Origin of the sequence: Actinokineospora enzanensis DSM 44649, from assembly GCF_000374445.1 — a bacterium.
In the GTDB taxonomy this organism is placed as follows: domain Bacteria; phylum Actinomycetota; class Actinomycetes; order Mycobacteriales; family Pseudonocardiaceae; genus Actinokineospora; species Actinokineospora enzanensis.
The window spans coordinates 118881-134274 of record NZ_KB894417.1 but is presented as its reverse complement, the minus strand read 5'-3'; the positions used below and the strand labels follow the sequence as shown (position 1 = coordinate 134274).

Sequence of the window (15394 nt, the reverse complement as noted above, 5' to 3'; positions counted from 1 at the left end):
GCACCGGTGGTGCGGGGAACCATCAGGTGGTTCAGCGGCAGCAAGGGTTTCGGGTTCATCACCCGTCGGCGGGTGGACCCGACCTGTTCGTGCGCCATTCCGAGATTCGTGGCTGCGCCCGGCGCGGCGTCCAGGACGACCAGCTGGCCGAGTTCGAGATCGGCGTCGGGCACGGTGGACCGCAGGCCCGCGGGGTCAGGTTCCTCTAGACACGCAAGTCCGAGGGTGGGTGCCTGGATCCGCCCCGAGCGCGTGCCTGTGTGGCGGTGCTCGATGGAGCGCGGTTCCGGAGAAGGCTTTGCGCGGGTCCCTCGGGCGGACTGGTGGAACTACCGAGGTGGGTGGTAAGAACCCCACCATCGCGATCAAGCCCGACCTGGGGTGTTCGAGCCGGAGGTGGTCGATCCGATCACCCCGCGGCACCGCCCGAGCGGTCGACACCACCCGGTCGGGGAGGTCCACCGGCATCCGGCGGCCCGAGCGGGGCGCCGCGGGTCGTGAGCACGTCCTCGACACCGAGGATCTCGTCCGGGCCCGCCATGGATCTCAGTACGGCCCGCGCGGCCGCCCCCGGTGTCCGTGGCGGGATGACCAACAGGTTCCTCTCGCGCGAGCGGGTACCGACCACCGTCACCGTGTGCGGCCGGAGGGTGCTCGATGCGACGAGCTCGACCGGCCAGCCGTCGACCACCACCTCGCTCCCGGACACGCCCCAGTCGTCGATGTGGTAGGTGACTCGCCCCACCGGGCCGACCCAGGAGCTCAACGCGAGGACGAGTTCCGGGAACTCCGCCGAGGGATCGGGAGACCGCGGCCACCAGGCCCCGGCCACTCCCCGCGCGGTGTGCCCCGGCTTCATCCGCAACCGCACCTCGCTGCGCACGCGCGGGCCGTCACCTGCCCCGGCATCCGGCCCGACGGCGGGTGCGCTGCCCCAGCGGGTCGTCCGCGGCGCGCCGCCGGACGTGGCCGAGGCGACCGGTGGCGGGCGTCGGCGGCTGGGTCCGCGGGTGTCGGGCGGGTCGTCGTCGGGCAACGGACCGGGCGTCATGTTCGGCGTTCCCGTCGTCAGTGGTCGGCGGGATCAATGGTCGGCGCGCCGCAGCGGCGCGCCGACGGCGTGCAGGTGGCGCAGTACGTGAACGTAGGTCTGCGGCCACCCGCACTGTGCGTACTCGATGCCCTTGCGGGCGCAGAACGCGCGCACGATCGGTTGGGCGCGTCGCAGGTTCGGTCGGGGCATCGAGGGGAACAGGTGGTGCTCGATCTGGTAGTTCAGCGCGCCGAGGGTGAAGTCGACCCAGACACCGCCGCGGATGTTGCGGGTGGTGAGAACCTGCCTGCGGACGAAGTCCAGCCGCTGCCCGGTCGGGACGATCGGCATGCCCTTGTGGCCCGGCGCGAACGAGCATCCCATGTAGACACCCCAGAGGCACTGGTGCACCAGGATGAAGACCAGCCCGGTCAGCGGCGAGAGCACCAGGAAGACCGCGGTCAGGTAGGCGGAGAGGTGGCCGACCATCAGGACCACTTCCAGCTTGCGCGCGCGCAGATCCTTCTGCCACAGGGCCTTCACACTGGAGACGTGCAGGCTGAACCCTTCGAGCAGCAGCAGCGGGAAGAAGAAGTACGCCTGGTACTTGGCCGACCAGAGCGCGAACCCCCGTTTCCCGGCGGCCTGTTCCGGGGTGAACACGAGGGCCGGGATTTGGATGTCGGGATCGTCGTCCTCGTGGTTGGGGTTGGCGTGGTGCCGCGTGTGCTGGTCCATCCACGACGAGTAGCTCAGGCCGACCAGACCGCCGTGCCAGAAGCCCACCGCGTCGTTGGCCTTGCGGCCGCGGAAGATCTGCCGGTGCCCGGCGTCGTGCCCGATGAACGACAGCTGCGCGAACACCACCGCGAAGAACACCGCGAGGAACAGTTGCCACCAGGAGTCGCCGAGGCTGACGAAGGCCACCCAGCCGCCCGCGAAGGCGAGGATGTTGAGGGAGACCTTGCCCGCGTAGTAGCCGTACCTGCGCCGCAGCAGGCCTGCCTGGTGGACCTGACGGGAGAGCTCGCCGTAGTCGTGGGCGCCGGTCGTGGCCGTGTTCTCCGTCGATGTCATGGTGAGCACCGTTCCCGTTCCCTGGGGTGTCGGACCGGGCCGTTCAGCGGGTCGGCTCCGGGATGTGGTCGAGTTCGTGGATCACCCGCACCGCGAGCGCGTGCGCGGCCTCGTCGCCGAGCGCCGAGTTCTTCTTGATGACGTCGCACACGAACACGACTCGGCGCTCGTGTCGGGAGACGAATCGGTCATCGGGCATGCTGTCCTCCTGGCGTGGTGCGGAACGTGGACCTGCCTGCGCGGCGGGGGCCTTCGTCATCGGGTCGGTCCTACCGGGTCCGGCGTGCGCGTCGCCGCAGGATCAGGAACACCACGGTCGCGATGGCCAGGGTCGGTCCGGGGCGCTGCCGGAGGCTCCTGGTGAGTTGCTCGACCCCACGCGCCAGTGCGGGTGGGAATTGCCCGAGGGTTGCGCCGTCCTCGGGCCTGTCGGTGGCATCCCCGGCGTGGACGGTGAGCGCTTCGGGAGGTGGCTGGGTGTCGCCGCGGACCCGGTCGGCGGCGTCAGCGGTTTCGCGTACCTGCTCCGCGTCCTGCCGGGGCCTGGTCGGCCCGTTCGCCTGTCCGCCCGCCGACTCGGTGTCGGGAGGCATGTCCTTCTTGCGGGGTGGCGTGGTCATGGGGGTGAGTCCTTCCTGGACTGTCCGTCCTCCTGCCGAGCCGTTCTCCTGCCGAAGTCCGCCGAGACGATCGGCGGGGCTCGCCGCTCGGGTTCCCGAACCCGCACCGCGGCGCGCGCGGGGATCGTTCATTCCCGGTCGATGTCGCCGGTCCCGCGCCGGGTAATCGGTCTCGCTCGCTGAGAGGTGGCCCGCGGACCGGCGGGATGAGGTGGGCGGGTCCGGTCGGCGCGGGGGAGGCGCTTGCGGAGTTGTCGGATCCGCAGCGCTCCCGCGATGGCGGTGAGCAGCATTCCGGCCGCGCTCGCGAGCAGCGTGGCCACGGCCAGTGGAACCTCGCCGTCCGCCGCGAAGAAGGAGATCCGCACCGGCTGGGTGTTCTGCAGGGTGAAGATCAGGACGGGCACGAGCACGACCGCAAAGACGATGACACCGATCCACAGGGTGCTGATGCGCGTACGGCGCAAGGGGTCGCGCGCGGCGGGAGGTGGCGGTGTGCGGGCGGCCTGTCGGTGGGACGGCGGGCCCGCGTCGGTGCGTGGGGAACCCGGTGGCGCCGATCTGTCGGCCGATCCGTCGGACATGGTGTGGCCCCTCTCGGATGGTGGGCCTTTCGGAGATCGCCCGCTCCGCGGTCGGGATCCGTGCCGCAGGGACGGTCGTCGCGCGGGTCAGATGAGCGTCACGGCCGTGGCCTGCGGGCCCCGGTTGCCCTGCCCGACGTCGAACCGGACCCGGGCGTTCTCCGCCAGACTGCGGAAACCGCCGCCGTTGATCTCGGAGTAGTGCACGAAAAGGTCGGTGCCGCCGTCGTCGGGGCTGATGAAACCGAAACCCTTCTCGCCGTTGAACCACTTCACAGTGCCCTCGGCCATGGGGGAATCTCCTTGTCGCGTCGCGCGTTTCGGGTCGTACTCGACCGAGTCGACCGGGCTGCGAGCGCCTGTCGAAGGAGCCGCCGGAGACACCTGGAAGCGCTCGCCAAAAACTCTTGCGAGCGTCAGAGGCAACGAACACAAAAATCTTCAACCTCGCCCAGTAGAGCACGCCCTACCGGGATCGTCAACCGGCGGCGCGACCGCCGAACCGACCGAGCGAGGTCGTCGTCCGGTCGGTGCGACCGGTTCCCGTCGGGTGGCGTGGACGCCCGCGCCGGTGCCGGAACGCCGACCTCGTCGCCGACCGACCGGGCGGAGTCCCGGACCCGGCGGGCAGGTGGCCCGCGGCGCGCGGGGCCGAACGGTACTGTGCCTGCATGACAGTCGCGAGAGGACACCGCTTATTGATATCCACAATGGACAGTAAGGCCGCGGTGTCGTTCGGCGTGGCAGCCGGAGTGCCGCGCGCGCCCGTCCGGTCGTCAATCGTCCTCTATCGACAGTGGAGAGCGCTCGCCGTCGGCATGGGACGCGCCTGTCGCCTAGTGGCGAGTCGTTCACCACGGGGACGTGCTTCGTCGGTCGCGTGGTAGCCTCGTTGTCGCGGGTCCGCTCCGTTCTGCCTCGGGCCCGGTACACGTCGACCACCACGCGCCGCGGCCTCGACGGTCCGCGCCGGGCAGGACGACCCTTCCACGTTCGGAGAACTCCATGGCGGCACGCCGCCCCTCCAGCGCCGACGCGGGCTCGTTCCGCGCCCTCGGCGTACCCGCCCGCCTCGCCGAGGCGCTCGCCGCCGCGGAGGTGCACCGGCCGTTCCCCATCCAGGCCGCCACCCTGCCGGATTCCCTGGCCGGGCGGGACGTCCTGGGCCGGGGACGCACCGGTTCGGGCAAGACCTATGCCTTCCTGATCCCGGCCCTGGCCCGGCTCGCGGCCGAGGCGGTCCGACCCGCGCCCGGCAGGCCCCGGGCGCTGGTGCTGGCCCCTACCCGGGAGCTGGCCTGCCAGATCGAGGCGTCCGCCGCCCCGCTCGCCCGGGCGCTGGGCCTGCGCACCCTGACCGTGTTCGGCGGGGTCCGGCCGCGTCCGCAGATCACCGCGCTCGACGCCGGGGTGGACCTGCTGATCGCCTGTCCGGGCAGGCTCGCCGACCACCTCGGCCGCGGCCACGTACACCTGGACGCGGTGCGCATCGCGGTGTTGGACGAGGCCGACCACATGGCCGACCTCGGTTTCCTGCCGGTGGTCCGGCGGCTGCTGGACCGCACCCCGGCCGACGGCCAGCGGATGCTCTTCTCGGCCACCCTGGACACGGGCGTGGACGTGCTGGTGCGCCGCTACCTGCACGACCCGGTCACGCACAGCGTCGACACCGCGCGCTCCCCGGTGAGCACCATGGCGCACCACATGCTGCACGTGCGCGTCGACAGCAGGCTGCCGGTGCTGGTCGACCTGACCTCGGCGCCGGGCCGGTCGCTGGTGTTCACCCGCACCAAGCGCGGCGCGACCCGGCTGACCCGCCAGCTGGTGGCGGCGGGTGTGCCCGCGCTGGAACTGCACGGCAACCTCGGGCAGAACGCCCGGACGCGCAATCTGGCCGCGTTCGCCGACGGCACGGTCACCACCCTGGTCGCCACCGACATCGCCGCCCGCGGCATCCACGTCGACGACGTCGGGGTGGTGATCCACGCCGACCCGCCGCTGGAGCACAAGAGCTACCTGCACCGCTCCGGCCGCACCGCGCGAGCGGGCGCGTCCGGCACCGTCATCACCCTGATGACCGACACGCAGGTCGCCGACGTGCGCGAGCTGACCCGCAAGGCCGGGATCAAACCCACCGTCACCCGGCTGAGCCCCGGTGACCCGCTGCTCGCCGAACTCGCACCCGGCGAACGCGCCCTCGTCCCCCCGCCCGCGGCCCCGGCGAGGTCCGGTGGCGGCCGCCGGGCACCGCGCCGCGGGACGCCTGGGAACGGCACCGCGCAACCGGGACGCCGCCACACCGAAGCGCCCCTCGCTGCAGCCGGTTCGGCGGCCGCGTTCTCCGCGAGCAGCAAGGCGGGCCGCCGCTACCGCTGAGATCGGCCCCGCCGCCCGCGCTGCGGCCGAGTCGTCGCCGGCGCCCACACCCAGGGCACCGTCCGGCCCGACGTCTCGGCCGACGACATCACCCTCCTCATCGCGACCTCCCCGCACACCGGCACCCCACCGCCGACCCGCCTCCGCTGGCTCCGAGCTCACCCGGCACACCCTCATCCCCGACTGACCCGCCGCGCCGCCCGAACCCCGCGGCGGTACGGGCGAGGCGGTGGTCGGACACGAGCGGAAGTTGATCGACAGTCCGTCGACAGCCCGGGTGCGGTGGCGAGGACCTCGGGAAGGTGCGACCGCGATCGGCGGCGGACGTTCCGAGCCCCGGTGACCGGTACGTCAGGCGTTGCGCCACGCGGCGTCGTAGCGTCGTTGGCGGGCCGCGTCCTTGGCCGCGTCGCGGGCTTTCCGGGCCTGCGCGGCCGCGCCGTGCGCGTGGCCGTAGCGGCTGACGCGGTACTCCGTGCTCTCGATGGCGTACGACAGCATGAAGTACACGCCCACCACCAACCCCAGCCCGCCGCACGCCAACGCCAACCCGGCGGGCGCGTCCAGGCCCAGCAGCAGCCCTACCGTGATCAGGGTCGTCAACGGCACCATGCGGAACAGCGTGCGGACGGCGAACCAGGCCAGCCAGGACGGGCGGGCCGCGTCGTGCAGCACCCAGTCCCGGTACTTCTGCGGGAGGCGGCCGCCGAGCAGGTACCAGAGGCGGTGGGGGAGCGGGGGTGTGGTCATTGCTCGTCCTTCCCGGCGGACACCGCGGCGATCACGCGGGTCAGCGACTCGTGCAGGGCGCGGAGGTCGGCGAGGTCGATGCCGAGCCGGGCCACCACCGCGGGCGGGATGGCCAGGGCCCGCTCGCGCAGGGCGGCGCCCTCGGGAGTCAGGGTCACGGCCAGCTGGCGTTCGTCCGCGCGGGCGCGGGCGCGGGTGAGGTAGCCGATCGACTCAAGCCGTTTCAGCAGCGGCGACAGGGTGCCGGGGTCGAGCGCGAGCAGGCCGCTCAGCTCCTTCACCGACAGCGGTGTCCGCCCCCACAGCGCCAGCATCACCAGGTACTGCGGGTGGGTCAGGCCCATCGGCTCCAGCAGCGGGCGGTAGACGCCGATGACACCGCGGGCGGCGATGGCCAGGGCGAAGCAGACCTGCCGCTCCAGGGCCAGCGGGTCCTCGTCCTCCGGAAAACTTTGTGCACCAATCATTGGTGTCAAATATAGCTCACGGCGGCCCGGCGCGGCTGTGAGGACGACGACAAAGGGGGCGGCCCGCCGAGCGGACCGCCCCCCTTGGACAGGGAGAAGGCTCAGAGCTTGCCGAGCACCCCGTCGATCTCGTCCAGGACGCGCATCGCGTCGCCGTAGTCGATGATGTTGTACTCGCCGTCGAACACCTTGCCCGCCTTCACCGCGGTCAACGAGGTGAACAGCGGGTCGGCCTTCAGCTTGGCGCCCGCGTCGGGGGCGGTGACCGGCGGGCCGAGGTCGTCGAAGAGCAGCACGTCGGCGCCGTTGAGCTGGTTGAGCTGCTCGACCGAGTACTGCGCCACGTTGCCGTCGGCGACCTTGGTGGTGGCCTCGTCGAACCCGATGCCCAGGTCGGTCAGGGCGGTGGACGGGCCGCCGATCTTGTCGTAGAGGTACCAGCCGGACCCGTCGTAGGTGCCCAGCGTGGCCCACTTCCGCGCGGGGATCTTGTCCTTGTACCTGTCCTTCAGCGCCGCGACCCGCTCGGTGTACTTCTTCTCCAGCGCGTCCACCTCGCCTGCCTTGCCGATGGCCTCCGCGACCGCCTTGACCTGGGGCTTCCAGCCCGGCTGGTCGCCGGTGGCCGGGATCAGCACGGTCGGGTAGCGGTCCTTGAGCTTGGCGTACTCCGCCTCCTGGTAGTCCCCGGCCAGGATCAGGTCCGGGTCAAGCTCGGCGATCTTGTCGTAGTTCAGCTCGCCCGCGTCGGTGCCGATGATCGTCAGCTTGGTGAACGGCTCGCCGTCCTTGGCCGCGGTCAGGTCGATCGCGCCCGCCAGGTTCGCCTTCAGGTCGAGCAGGATGTAGGGGATCTGGAAGTCGATCGCCACGATCTTCTTCGGCTCGCCGGGCACCTCGACCGGGCCCTTGGGCGTCTGCACGGTGCGCTTCGCGGGCGCGGCGGCGGCCGGGGCGGACGGCGTGCCGGACCCGGTGTCCGATGTCCCGCAGGCGGCCACGCCCAGGGTCAGCAGTGCCGCGGCGCCCAGCGCCGCGAGGCGGGCTCTCGCTGTCATGTGGCTACTCCAGGTGAATTCTCCGCTCCCCCACTCGGGTGAGCATGACGCGAAGGTTAGGTGAGGCTATCCTATTTTGACAACGCGTCTGCCATCACAAGGAGACCCATGACCGCCTACCGTGCGACCGTGCTGCGCACCACCGCGGTCACCCCGCTCATGCTGCGGGTGACCCTCGGCGGCGAGGAGCTGCGCGACTACCGGGGCAGCGGTCTGCCCGACGAGTCCTGTCGGCTCGTGTTCGGCCCGGATACCACCCGAAACTACACGATTCGCCGTCGCGACCCGGTCGCCGCGGAGATCGACATCGACTTCGTACTGCACGACGGCGGCGTGGCCGCGGCCTGGGCGCGGGCCGCCCGGACGGGTGACGGGATCACCCTCAGCGGGGCCCCGGCGGGCAAATACGCCCCGGCCCCCGACGTCCCCTGGCGACTGTTGGTCGGCGACGCCACCGCGCTGCCCGCGATCGGCCGCGCCATCGAGGAACTGCCCGCGGGCGCGTCGGCGCACGCGGTGTGCGTTGTGGACAATCCCGACGAGCGGCAGACCTTCGACTCTCAAGGGAATGTCACCGTCGACTGGGTGTACGCGTCCGCGCGCGAGGCGGGCGACGCCCTGCGCCAGGCCACCCTGACCCTCCCGGACGGGCCCGGCTACACCTGGGTCGCGGGCGAGGCGTCCGCCACCCGTGACATCCGCAGGCACCTCCGGCACACCCTCGGCCTGCCCGCGAGCCGCTACGACACCGTCGGCTACTGGCGCGTGGACGCCGAGCGCTGGGAACGCCGCTACCGCGAGGTCGCCGCGGTCGTCGACCCCAGGATCGCCGCCGCCGACGCGATCACCGACGACGAGCAGTACTTCGACGCCGTGGACGACATCTACGCGGAGGTGGGTCTGTGAGCCGCCTGCGCGCCGAGGGGCTCACGCTCGCGTACGACAACCGGGTGGTGGCCGAGGATCTCGGTGTATCCGTGCCGGACGGTTCTTTCACTGTGATAGTCGGTCCCAACGCGTGTGGGAAATCCACACTCCTCAAGGCGTTCGCGCGCGTGCTGCGGCCCACGAGCGGTGCGGTTTACCTGGACGGACAGGTCATCGCGGGCTACCGCGCCAAGGAAGTCGCGCGCCGACTCGGTCTGTTGCCACAGACTTCCATCGCGCCGGGCGGGATCACCGTCGGTGATCTGGTCGCGCGCGGTCGCTATCCGCACCAAGGGCTGCTGCGTCAGTGGTCCACCGAGGACGAGGCCGTGGTCGCCGAGGTGTTGCGGCGCACCGGTGTGCACGACCTCGCGGGCAGGCTCGTGGACGAACTCTCCGGTGGTCAGCGGCAACGTGTCTGGCTGGCCATGGTGTTGGCGCAGCGCGCGAAACTGTTGCTGTTGGACGAACCGACCACGTTCCTGGACATCGCGCACCAGATCGAGGTGCTGGACCTGTGCGCGGAACTGCACGAGCGTGACGGCTACACCCTCGTGGCGGTACTGCACGATCTCAACCAGGCCTGCCGCTACGCCACGCACATGGTTGCGCTGCGACCGGGTGGCGTGATTGCCGCCGAGGGCCATCCGAGTGACATCGTCACCGCCGAACTGGTCGAGGACGTGTTCGGGTTACGCTGCCGCGTCGTGGATGATCCGGAAACCGGGACACCCATGGTGGTCCCCTTGGCCAGAACGCGCCGCACGGTCGGCAATCCGGCGGCCGCGGATCAAGTGGTGTCCACCTTGGACCGATAACGGATCCGGGCGGGAATGGGAATAGGACGAGGACAACATCCCGGCCGGAACCGCTGCCCGATATGAGTGAGTTAGGCTACCCTAAGTCGACACTCGTGAAATCGCCGTCGTGGGGAGTCCGTCGTGGTCGTCCGCACCGCAGGGATGGGGAATCTGATGCCCGGCACCGGGTTCGCAGGCAAGGTCGTGCTGGTGACCGGCGCGGGCCAGGGCATCGGCGCCGCCGTGGTCGACGCGTTCGCCCGCGCTGGGGCCGCCGTCGCCGCGCTCGACCTCGACCGGGTGCGCGTCGCGGCGGTCGCCGCCGAGCACCGCGCGCAGGGCCGCGCGGTCACCGCCTTTCCCGTCGACGTCTCGTACTCCGCCGCCGTGGACCGCGTCGTCGACCGGGTCGAGACCGACCTGGGGCCGGTCGACGCGCTGGTGAACGTGGCCGGGATCCTGCGCCCCGGCCCGATCGTCAAGTCCACCGACGAGGACTGGCTGGCCACCTTCGCGGTCAACTCCGACGGCGTGTTCTTCACCTCCCGCGCGGTCGCCCGCCGGATGGTGCCGCGCGGCGCGGGCGTGATCGTCACCGTCGGCTCCAACGCGGTCGGCGTGCCGCGCATGGAGATGGCCGCCTACGCCGCCGCCAAGGCCGCCGCCACCATGTTCACCCGCTGTCTCGGCCTGGAGCTGGCCGAGCACGGCATCCGCTGCAACGTCGTGTCGCCCGGCTCCACCGACACCGCCATGCAGCGCGGGCTGTGGACCGACGAGGGCGCCCGCCGGGTGATCGACGGCTCGCCGGAGACCTACCGGGTCGGCATCCCGCTGGGCCGCATCGCCGAGGCCGCCGACATCGCCGACGCGGTGCTGTTCCTCGCCTCCGAGCAGGCCAGGCACATCACCATGCAGAACCTGTACGTCGACGGCGGGGCCACCCTGGTCGGCTAGGCCGGGTCCACCCGCCGTCCGCCCGGCCCCGACACCGCCCCCGATCCGACGACCACACCGCCGCCGACACCCCTGGGAGCGTCGCAGGACGCCGTTCGCCGCGACCGCCACCAACGGACCCGCGGGACCCGATCCGGTCCCGCTCCGCCGACCCGCCTGCCCCCGGACCCGACCGGAACCCCGAACGGAGCAACCCGTGCCTGTCCTGGAAACACTCCCCGCCAAGGCGTCCCCGGCCGACCTGACCGCCGCCTACCGCGAGGGCGCGTTCCTGTTCACCTCGCCCACCGGCGTGCTGCTCGCCGAGGGCGCCCGCGAGGTGCTCGACTCCCCGGACAAGGTGCCCGACGCGGTGGCGGAAGGCGGGATCGCGGTCGGTGTCATCCCGTTCGACCCGACCGCGCCGAGCAGGCTCGTGGTGCCCGAGACGGTGCACCGCGCCGGACCGCTGCCGTCCGCGTCCCAGGCGCGCCCGCCGTTGGCCGCGCGGTGGCTGGCCCAGCACACCGACGCCGACGCCTACCGGGCGGGGGTACGGCGGGCGCTGGAGCTGTTCGCCGACGGCGCGTTGCGCAAGGTCGTGCTGGCCCGCAGGCTCGACCTGGTCGCCGCGGAGCCGATCGACGTGCGGGAGCTGGTCCAGGTGCTGGCCGCGCGCGACCCGCGCTGGCACACCTTCGCGGCCGACCTGGGCGACCGCACGCTGCTGGGCACCAGCCCCGAGCTGCTCATCGAACGCAAGGGGCGGCACGTGCTCTCCAACCCGCTGGCCGGTTCCCGGCCGCGGTCCGCCGATCCCGTCCACGACGGCCGCAACGCCACGGAACTGTTGGGCTCGCCGAAGGACCGGCGGGAGCACGATGTCGTCGTCACCGCCGTGGCCGACGCGCTGGCCCCGTTCTGCCGGGAACTGACAGTCCCCACCGAGCCGGAACTGTTGCCCTCCCGCACGATGTGGCACCTGTCCACACGCGTGCACGGCGTCCTCGCCGACCCCGACACCCCGGTGTGGCAGCTGACCGCCGCGTTGCACCCCACTCCGGCGGTATGCGGCACGCCCACTGCCGTCGCACGCCAGGTGATCGGCGAGCTGGAACCGTTCGACCGCGAGTACTACACCGGCGTCGTCGGCTGGGCCGACTCGCGCGGCGACGGCGAGTGGGTCGTCACCATCCGCTGCGGCGAGGTGCGCGGCGCGACTCTGCGGTTGTTCGCGGGCGCGGGACTGGTGCCCGGCTCCGATCCCGAGGACGAGCTCACCGAGACCGGCGCCAAGCTGCGCACGTTCCTCGACGCGCTGGGCGTGGAGGAGTCGGCGTGAACGACTGGGTGCCCTACCCGGCCGAGTTCGCCCGCCGCTACCGCGAACTCGGGTACTGGACGGGCGAGACCTTCGGCGCGTTCCTCGCCGACCGCGCGGCCAGGTACGCGGACCGGGTCGCGGTGATCGACGACCGACACCGGTGGACCTATCGGGAACTCGACGAGCGCGCGACACGCATGGCCCACGGGTTCCGCGCGCGCGGCATCCGGCCCGGCGACCGGGTCGTGGTGCAGCTGCCGAACGTGGCCGAGTTCGTGTCCGTCGTGTTCGGACTGTTCCGCGCGGGCGCGCTACCGGTGTTCGCGTTGCCACCGCACCGGTTCGCGGAGATCTCCTACTTCTGCGCGCACACGGAGGCCGTCGCGTACGTCATCGCGGACAAGGTCGCGGGCTTCGACTACCGGACACTCGCCGACGACGTGCGCGCGGCGGCGCCGACCGTGCGGGAGGTGTTCGTCCTGGGCGATCCCGGTACACACACCTCACTTGCGGACGTGCCCACCGACCCGGTCGGGGAGTTGCCCGAGATCGACCCGGGCGTGGTGGCGTTCCTGCAACTGTCCGGCGGTAGCACGGGTGCGCCCAAGCTGATCCCGCGCACCCACGACGATTACCTCTACAGCGTCCGCGAGAGCGCCGACATCTGCGGCCTCGACACCGACTCCGTCTACCTGGTGGCGCTGCCGGTCGCGCACAACTTCCCGATGAGCTCGCCCGGCATCCTCGGCGCCCTGCACGCGGGCTCGCGGATCGTGCTGGCGTCGGCGCCCAGCCCCGACATCGCGTTCCCGCTGATCGCGCGCGAACGCGTGACGATCACCGGTGTGGTGCCGCCGATCGCGTTGGTGTGGCTGAATTCCGCGCCCAACCGCGCCGACGACCTGTCCAGCCTGCGGGTCCTGCAGGTCGGCGGTGCCAAGTTCGCCGAGGAGGCGGCCCGGCGCGTCACCCCCGAGCTGGGATGCGCGTTGCAGCAGGTGTTCGGCATGGCCGAGGGCCTGGTCAACTACACCCGCGACACCGACGACGAGGACACGGTCGCCGTCTCCCAGGGCAGGCCGATCTCCCCGGACGACGAGCTGCGCGTGGTCGACGCCGACGACGCCCCCGTGCCCGAGGGCGGGATCGGGCACCTGCTCACTCGCGGCCCCTACACCATCCGCGGCTACTACCGCGCCGACGAGCACAACCGGGACGCGTTCACCGCCGACGGTTTCTACCGCACCGGCGACCTCGTCCGCCTCCTGCCCACCGGGCACGTCGTCGTGGAAGGCCGCGCCAAGGACCAGATCAACCGCGGCGGCGAGAAGGTGGCCGCCGAGGAGGTGGAGAACCACCTGCTGGCGCACCCGGGCGTGCACGACGCGGCCGTGGTGGCGGTCCCCGACGCGTTCCTGGGCGAGCGCACCTGCGCGTTCGTCGTGACCGCGGGCGAGACACCGCCGACCGCGCCGCAGCTGCGCGCCTTCCTGCGCGGCCGCGGCCTCGCCGCGTACAAGATCCCGGACCGGGTCGAGTTCGTGCCCGGGTTCCCGCACACCGGCGTCGGCAAGACCAGCCGGCGCGACCTGCGTGCCGCGTTCGCCGCGCGGCTCACCGACGAGCGGAAGGCATGACGGCCATGGGCCTGCCCACGATCGCCCCCTACCCGATGCCCACCGCGGCCGAGCTGCCCAAGAACCGGGTCGAGTGGACCCCGCACCCGGACCGCGCCGTGCTGCTCGTGCACGACATGCAGAACCACTTCCTGCGCGCGTTCGACCGCACCGCCGCCCCGGTCACCGACCTGGTCGCCAACATCCGAGCCCTGCGCGAGACCTGCCGCCGCCTCGGCGTGCCGGTGGTGATCTCCGCCCAGCCCGGCGGCCAGACCCGCGACCAGCGCGGCCTGCAGCAGGACATGTGGGGCGACGGCGTCGGCCCGGACCCGGCCGACGCCGCCATCCTGGCCGAGCTGGCTCCCGGCGGCACCGACATCACGCTGACCAAGTGGCGCTACAACGCCTTCCACCGCACCGGGCTGGTCGACCTGCTCCACGACCACGGCCGCGACCAGCTGATCGTGTGCGGCATCTACGCCCACATCGGCTGCCTGATGACCGCAGCCGACGCGTTCATGCGCGACATCGAGCCGTTCCTGGTGGCCGACGCGGTGGCCGACTTCTCCGCCGAGGACCACGCCATGGCCCTGCGCTACGCGGCGACCCGCTGCGCCACCACGCTCACCACGTCCCGACTGATCGACCAGCTCACCGGAGGCATCTCGTGACCACCGCAGACGAGGTCCGCGCGCGCGTCGCCGAGCTCCTGGAGATCCCGCCCGCCGACATCGCCGACGACGACAACCTCCTCGACCACGGCCTGGACTCCATCCGGGTGATGACCCTCATCGAGGCCTGGCGGGAACGCGGCGTCCAGGTCAGCTTCGCAGACCTGGCCGAGAACCCCACCGTCGGCGCCTGGTCGAGGCTCGTCACCAGGTGACGGGCAGCGCCGTGACGCCGTGGATGAGCGACTCCCGGCGCATCGGCACCTCGCCCGGGTCGACCTCCACGGTCAGCCGGGAAGTGGCCCGAAATGGCCACGCGACCGGCTACCGCGCCGACCACGCCACCGCCGCGACCCAGTGCCGCGCCCGACGGTGCCCGCACCCGCCTCCCGCGCCCGAACCCGACATGGGCGCGGCCGTCCGCGAGTTCACGGATCGGTTCACCCGGCTGACCGAGGACATCGGCCTGCCACGCGCCGCTTCCCGGGTCCTGGTCGCGTTGTTCGTCAGCGACAACGGCCTGACCGCGGCCGAGCTGACCGGCCTGCTGCGGACCAGTCCGGCCTCTGTGTCGAAAGCAATGTCCTATTTGGAGAGTATGGATCTCGTCGACCGGGATCGGAGTGGACGGCGGGAGCGCTACGCGGTCGGCGCGGACATGTGGACCCGCGCCTGGTCCGCCTCCGCCCGGACCGATGTGGCCTGGGCGGAGGCGGACCACCAGGGAGCACGGCTGTTCGGGCTCGACACCCCCGCCGGGGCGCGGCTGGACGATCTCGCCCGGATCCTGGACCGGCTGACCCGCGGGATGATCGGGAAACCCACCGGGATGGTGCGCGGCGATACCCGGACGGTGCTGGCCGCGTTGCTCCACGTGGGCTCGGGGCTGAGCGCGGGCAAGCTCGCCGAGGCACTGGGGTGGCCAGGTTCCCGGGTCCGCGCGGCCATCGACGTCGCGATCGACAACCCCGGACTCACGGATCCGCTGGTCCTGGAACAGGACGGCGACACCTGCACGGTCACCGCCCACACCGCCCGCCTCACCCAGGCCCAGCGCGACGCCCTGCGCGGCTAGCCCGCCCGGATCGTCCGCACACTTCATCGGCCTGCGGTCCGAGTCCCGGCCGGAACGGGATCGCCCGCTTCGGAAGC

General features: G+C 72.0%; 18 protein-coding genes. 9 read left to right on the top strand and 9 right to left on the bottom strand.

Annotation, left to right across the window (positions count from 1 at the left end):
• Positions 1 to 409: 409 nt before the first annotated feature.
• The 6 genes from C503_RS47335 to C503_RS0119000 all read right to left on the bottom strand — a co-directional run bounded on the left by C503_RS47335 (position 410) and on the right by C503_RS0119000 (position 3605).
• Complete coding sequence (locus tag C503_RS47335; RefSeq protein ID WP_018683815.1) at positions 410 to 1051, bottom strand: DUF5994 family protein; 642 nt, start codon at positions 1049 to 1051, stop codon at positions 410 to 412.
• A 33-nt stretch (positions 1052 to 1084) separates the two neighbouring features.
• Positions 1085 to 2110 (bottom strand): fatty acid desaturase family protein, encoded by a 1026-nt coding sequence (locus C503_RS0119020; protein WP_026316464.1) that lies wholly within the window; start codon positions 2108 to 2110, stop codon positions 1085 to 1087.
• Between the two features lie 43 nt (positions 2111 to 2153).
• Positions 2154 to 2309: a DUF6307 family protein gene (locus tag C503_RS46825; protein WP_018683813.1), complete on the bottom strand. Its 156-nt coding sequence runs from the start codon at positions 2307 to 2309 to the stop codon at positions 2154 to 2156.
• A 70-nt stretch (positions 2310 to 2379) separates the two neighbouring features.
• On the bottom strand, positions 2380 to 2730 hold the full coding sequence (locus tag C503_RS0119010; RefSeq protein ID WP_018683812.1) for a hypothetical protein: 351 nt from the start codon (positions 2728 to 2730) through the stop codon (positions 2380 to 2382).
• A gap of 128 nt (positions 2731 to 2858) precedes the next feature.
• Entirely contained in the window at positions 2859 to 3314 is a 456-nt protein-coding gene (locus C503_RS39945) for a LapA family protein (RefSeq protein ID WP_084477206.1), read from the bottom strand.
• 87 nt (positions 3315 to 3401) lie between these two features.
• Positions 3402 to 3605: a cold-shock protein gene (locus C503_RS0119000; RefSeq protein WP_018683810.1), complete on the bottom strand. Its 204-nt coding sequence runs from the start codon at positions 3603 to 3605 to the stop codon at positions 3402 to 3404.
• 714 nt (positions 3606 to 4319) lie between these two features.
• On the opposite strand from C503_RS0119000, the gene C503_RS0118995 reads away from it, so the two are divergent.
• A complete protein-coding gene (locus C503_RS0118995; protein WP_018683809.1) occupies positions 4320 to 5690 on the top strand; it encodes a DEAD/DEAH box helicase in 1371 nt (456 codons plus the stop codon).
• A 351-nt stretch (positions 5691 to 6041) separates the two neighbouring features.
• Here C503_RS0118995 and C503_RS0118990 read toward each other — a convergent pair whose 3' ends face one another.
• From C503_RS0118990 to C503_RS0118980, 3 genes are all read right to left on the bottom strand, one after another.
• Positions 6042 to 6440 (bottom strand): DUF5313 family protein, encoded by a 399-nt coding sequence (locus tag C503_RS0118990; protein WP_018683808.1) that lies wholly within the window; start codon positions 6438 to 6440, stop codon positions 6042 to 6044.
• Positions 6437 to 6907: a MarR family winged helix-turn-helix transcriptional regulator gene (locus C503_RS0118985; protein ID WP_018683807.1), complete on the bottom strand. Its 471-nt coding sequence runs from the start codon at positions 6905 to 6907 to the stop codon at positions 6437 to 6439. The genes C503_RS0118990 and C503_RS0118985 overlap by 4 nt, the downstream gene beginning before the upstream one ends.
• A gap of 101 nt (positions 6908 to 7008) precedes the next feature.
• Positions 7009 to 7965, bottom strand: coding sequence for an ABC transporter substrate-binding protein (locus tag C503_RS0118980; RefSeq protein WP_018683806.1), 957 nt, complete (start codon positions 7963 to 7965; stop codon positions 7009 to 7011).
• A gap of 108 nt (positions 7966 to 8073) precedes the next feature.
• On the opposite strand from C503_RS0118980, the gene C503_RS0118975 reads away from it, so the two are divergent.
• From C503_RS0118975 to C503_RS39940, 8 genes are all read left to right on the top strand, one after another.
• Positions 8074 to 8871 (top strand): siderophore-interacting protein, encoded by a 798-nt coding sequence (locus C503_RS0118975; RefSeq protein ID WP_018683805.1) that lies wholly within the window; start codon positions 8074 to 8076, stop codon positions 8869 to 8871.
• The gene (locus tag C503_RS0118970; protein ID WP_018683804.1) at positions 8868 to 9710 is read left to right on the top strand and encodes an ABC transporter ATP-binding protein; all 843 of its coding nucleotides are present in this window, start codon (positions 8868 to 8870) and stop codon (positions 9708 to 9710) included. The genes C503_RS0118975 and C503_RS0118970 overlap by 4 nt, the downstream gene beginning before the upstream one ends.
• Positions 9711 to 9866: 156 nt before the next feature.
• Positions 9867 to 10649 (top strand): 2,3-dihydro-2,3-dihydroxybenzoate dehydrogenase, encoded by a 783-nt coding sequence (locus tag C503_RS0118965; RefSeq protein WP_026316462.1) that lies wholly within the window; start codon positions 9867 to 9869, stop codon positions 10647 to 10649.
• Between the two features lie 196 nt (positions 10650 to 10845).
• Positions 10846 to 11970, top strand: coding sequence for an isochorismate synthase (locus C503_RS0118960; RefSeq protein ID WP_018683802.1), 1125 nt, complete (start codon positions 10846 to 10848; stop codon positions 11968 to 11970).
• On the top strand, positions 11967 to 13589 hold the full coding sequence (locus tag C503_RS0118955) for a (2,3-dihydroxybenzoyl)adenylate synthase (RefSeq protein WP_018683801.1): 1623 nt from the start codon (positions 11967 to 11969) through the stop codon (positions 13587 to 13589). The genes C503_RS0118960 and C503_RS0118955 overlap by 4 nt, the downstream gene beginning before the upstream one ends.
• 5 nt (positions 13590 to 13594) lie before the next feature.
• A complete protein-coding gene (locus C503_RS0118950) occupies positions 13595 to 14242 on the top strand; it encodes an isochorismatase family protein (protein WP_033400798.1) in 648 nt (215 codons plus the stop codon).
• Positions 14239 to 14457, top strand: a complete 219-nt coding sequence (locus C503_RS47330; protein WP_018683799.1) for a phosphopantetheine-binding protein — start codon at positions 14239 to 14241, stop codon at positions 14455 to 14457. The genes C503_RS0118950 and C503_RS47330 overlap by 4 nt, the downstream gene beginning before the upstream one ends.
• Positions 14454 to 15317 carry a GbsR/MarR family transcriptional regulator gene (locus C503_RS39940; protein ID WP_018683798.1) on the top strand — a complete coding sequence of 288 codons (864 nt, stop codon included), beginning with the start codon at positions 14454 to 14456 and terminating at the stop codon, positions 15315 to 15317. The genes C503_RS47330 and C503_RS39940 overlap by 4 nt, the downstream gene beginning before the upstream one ends.
• The last annotated feature ends 77 nt before the right edge of the window (positions 15318 to 15394 follow it).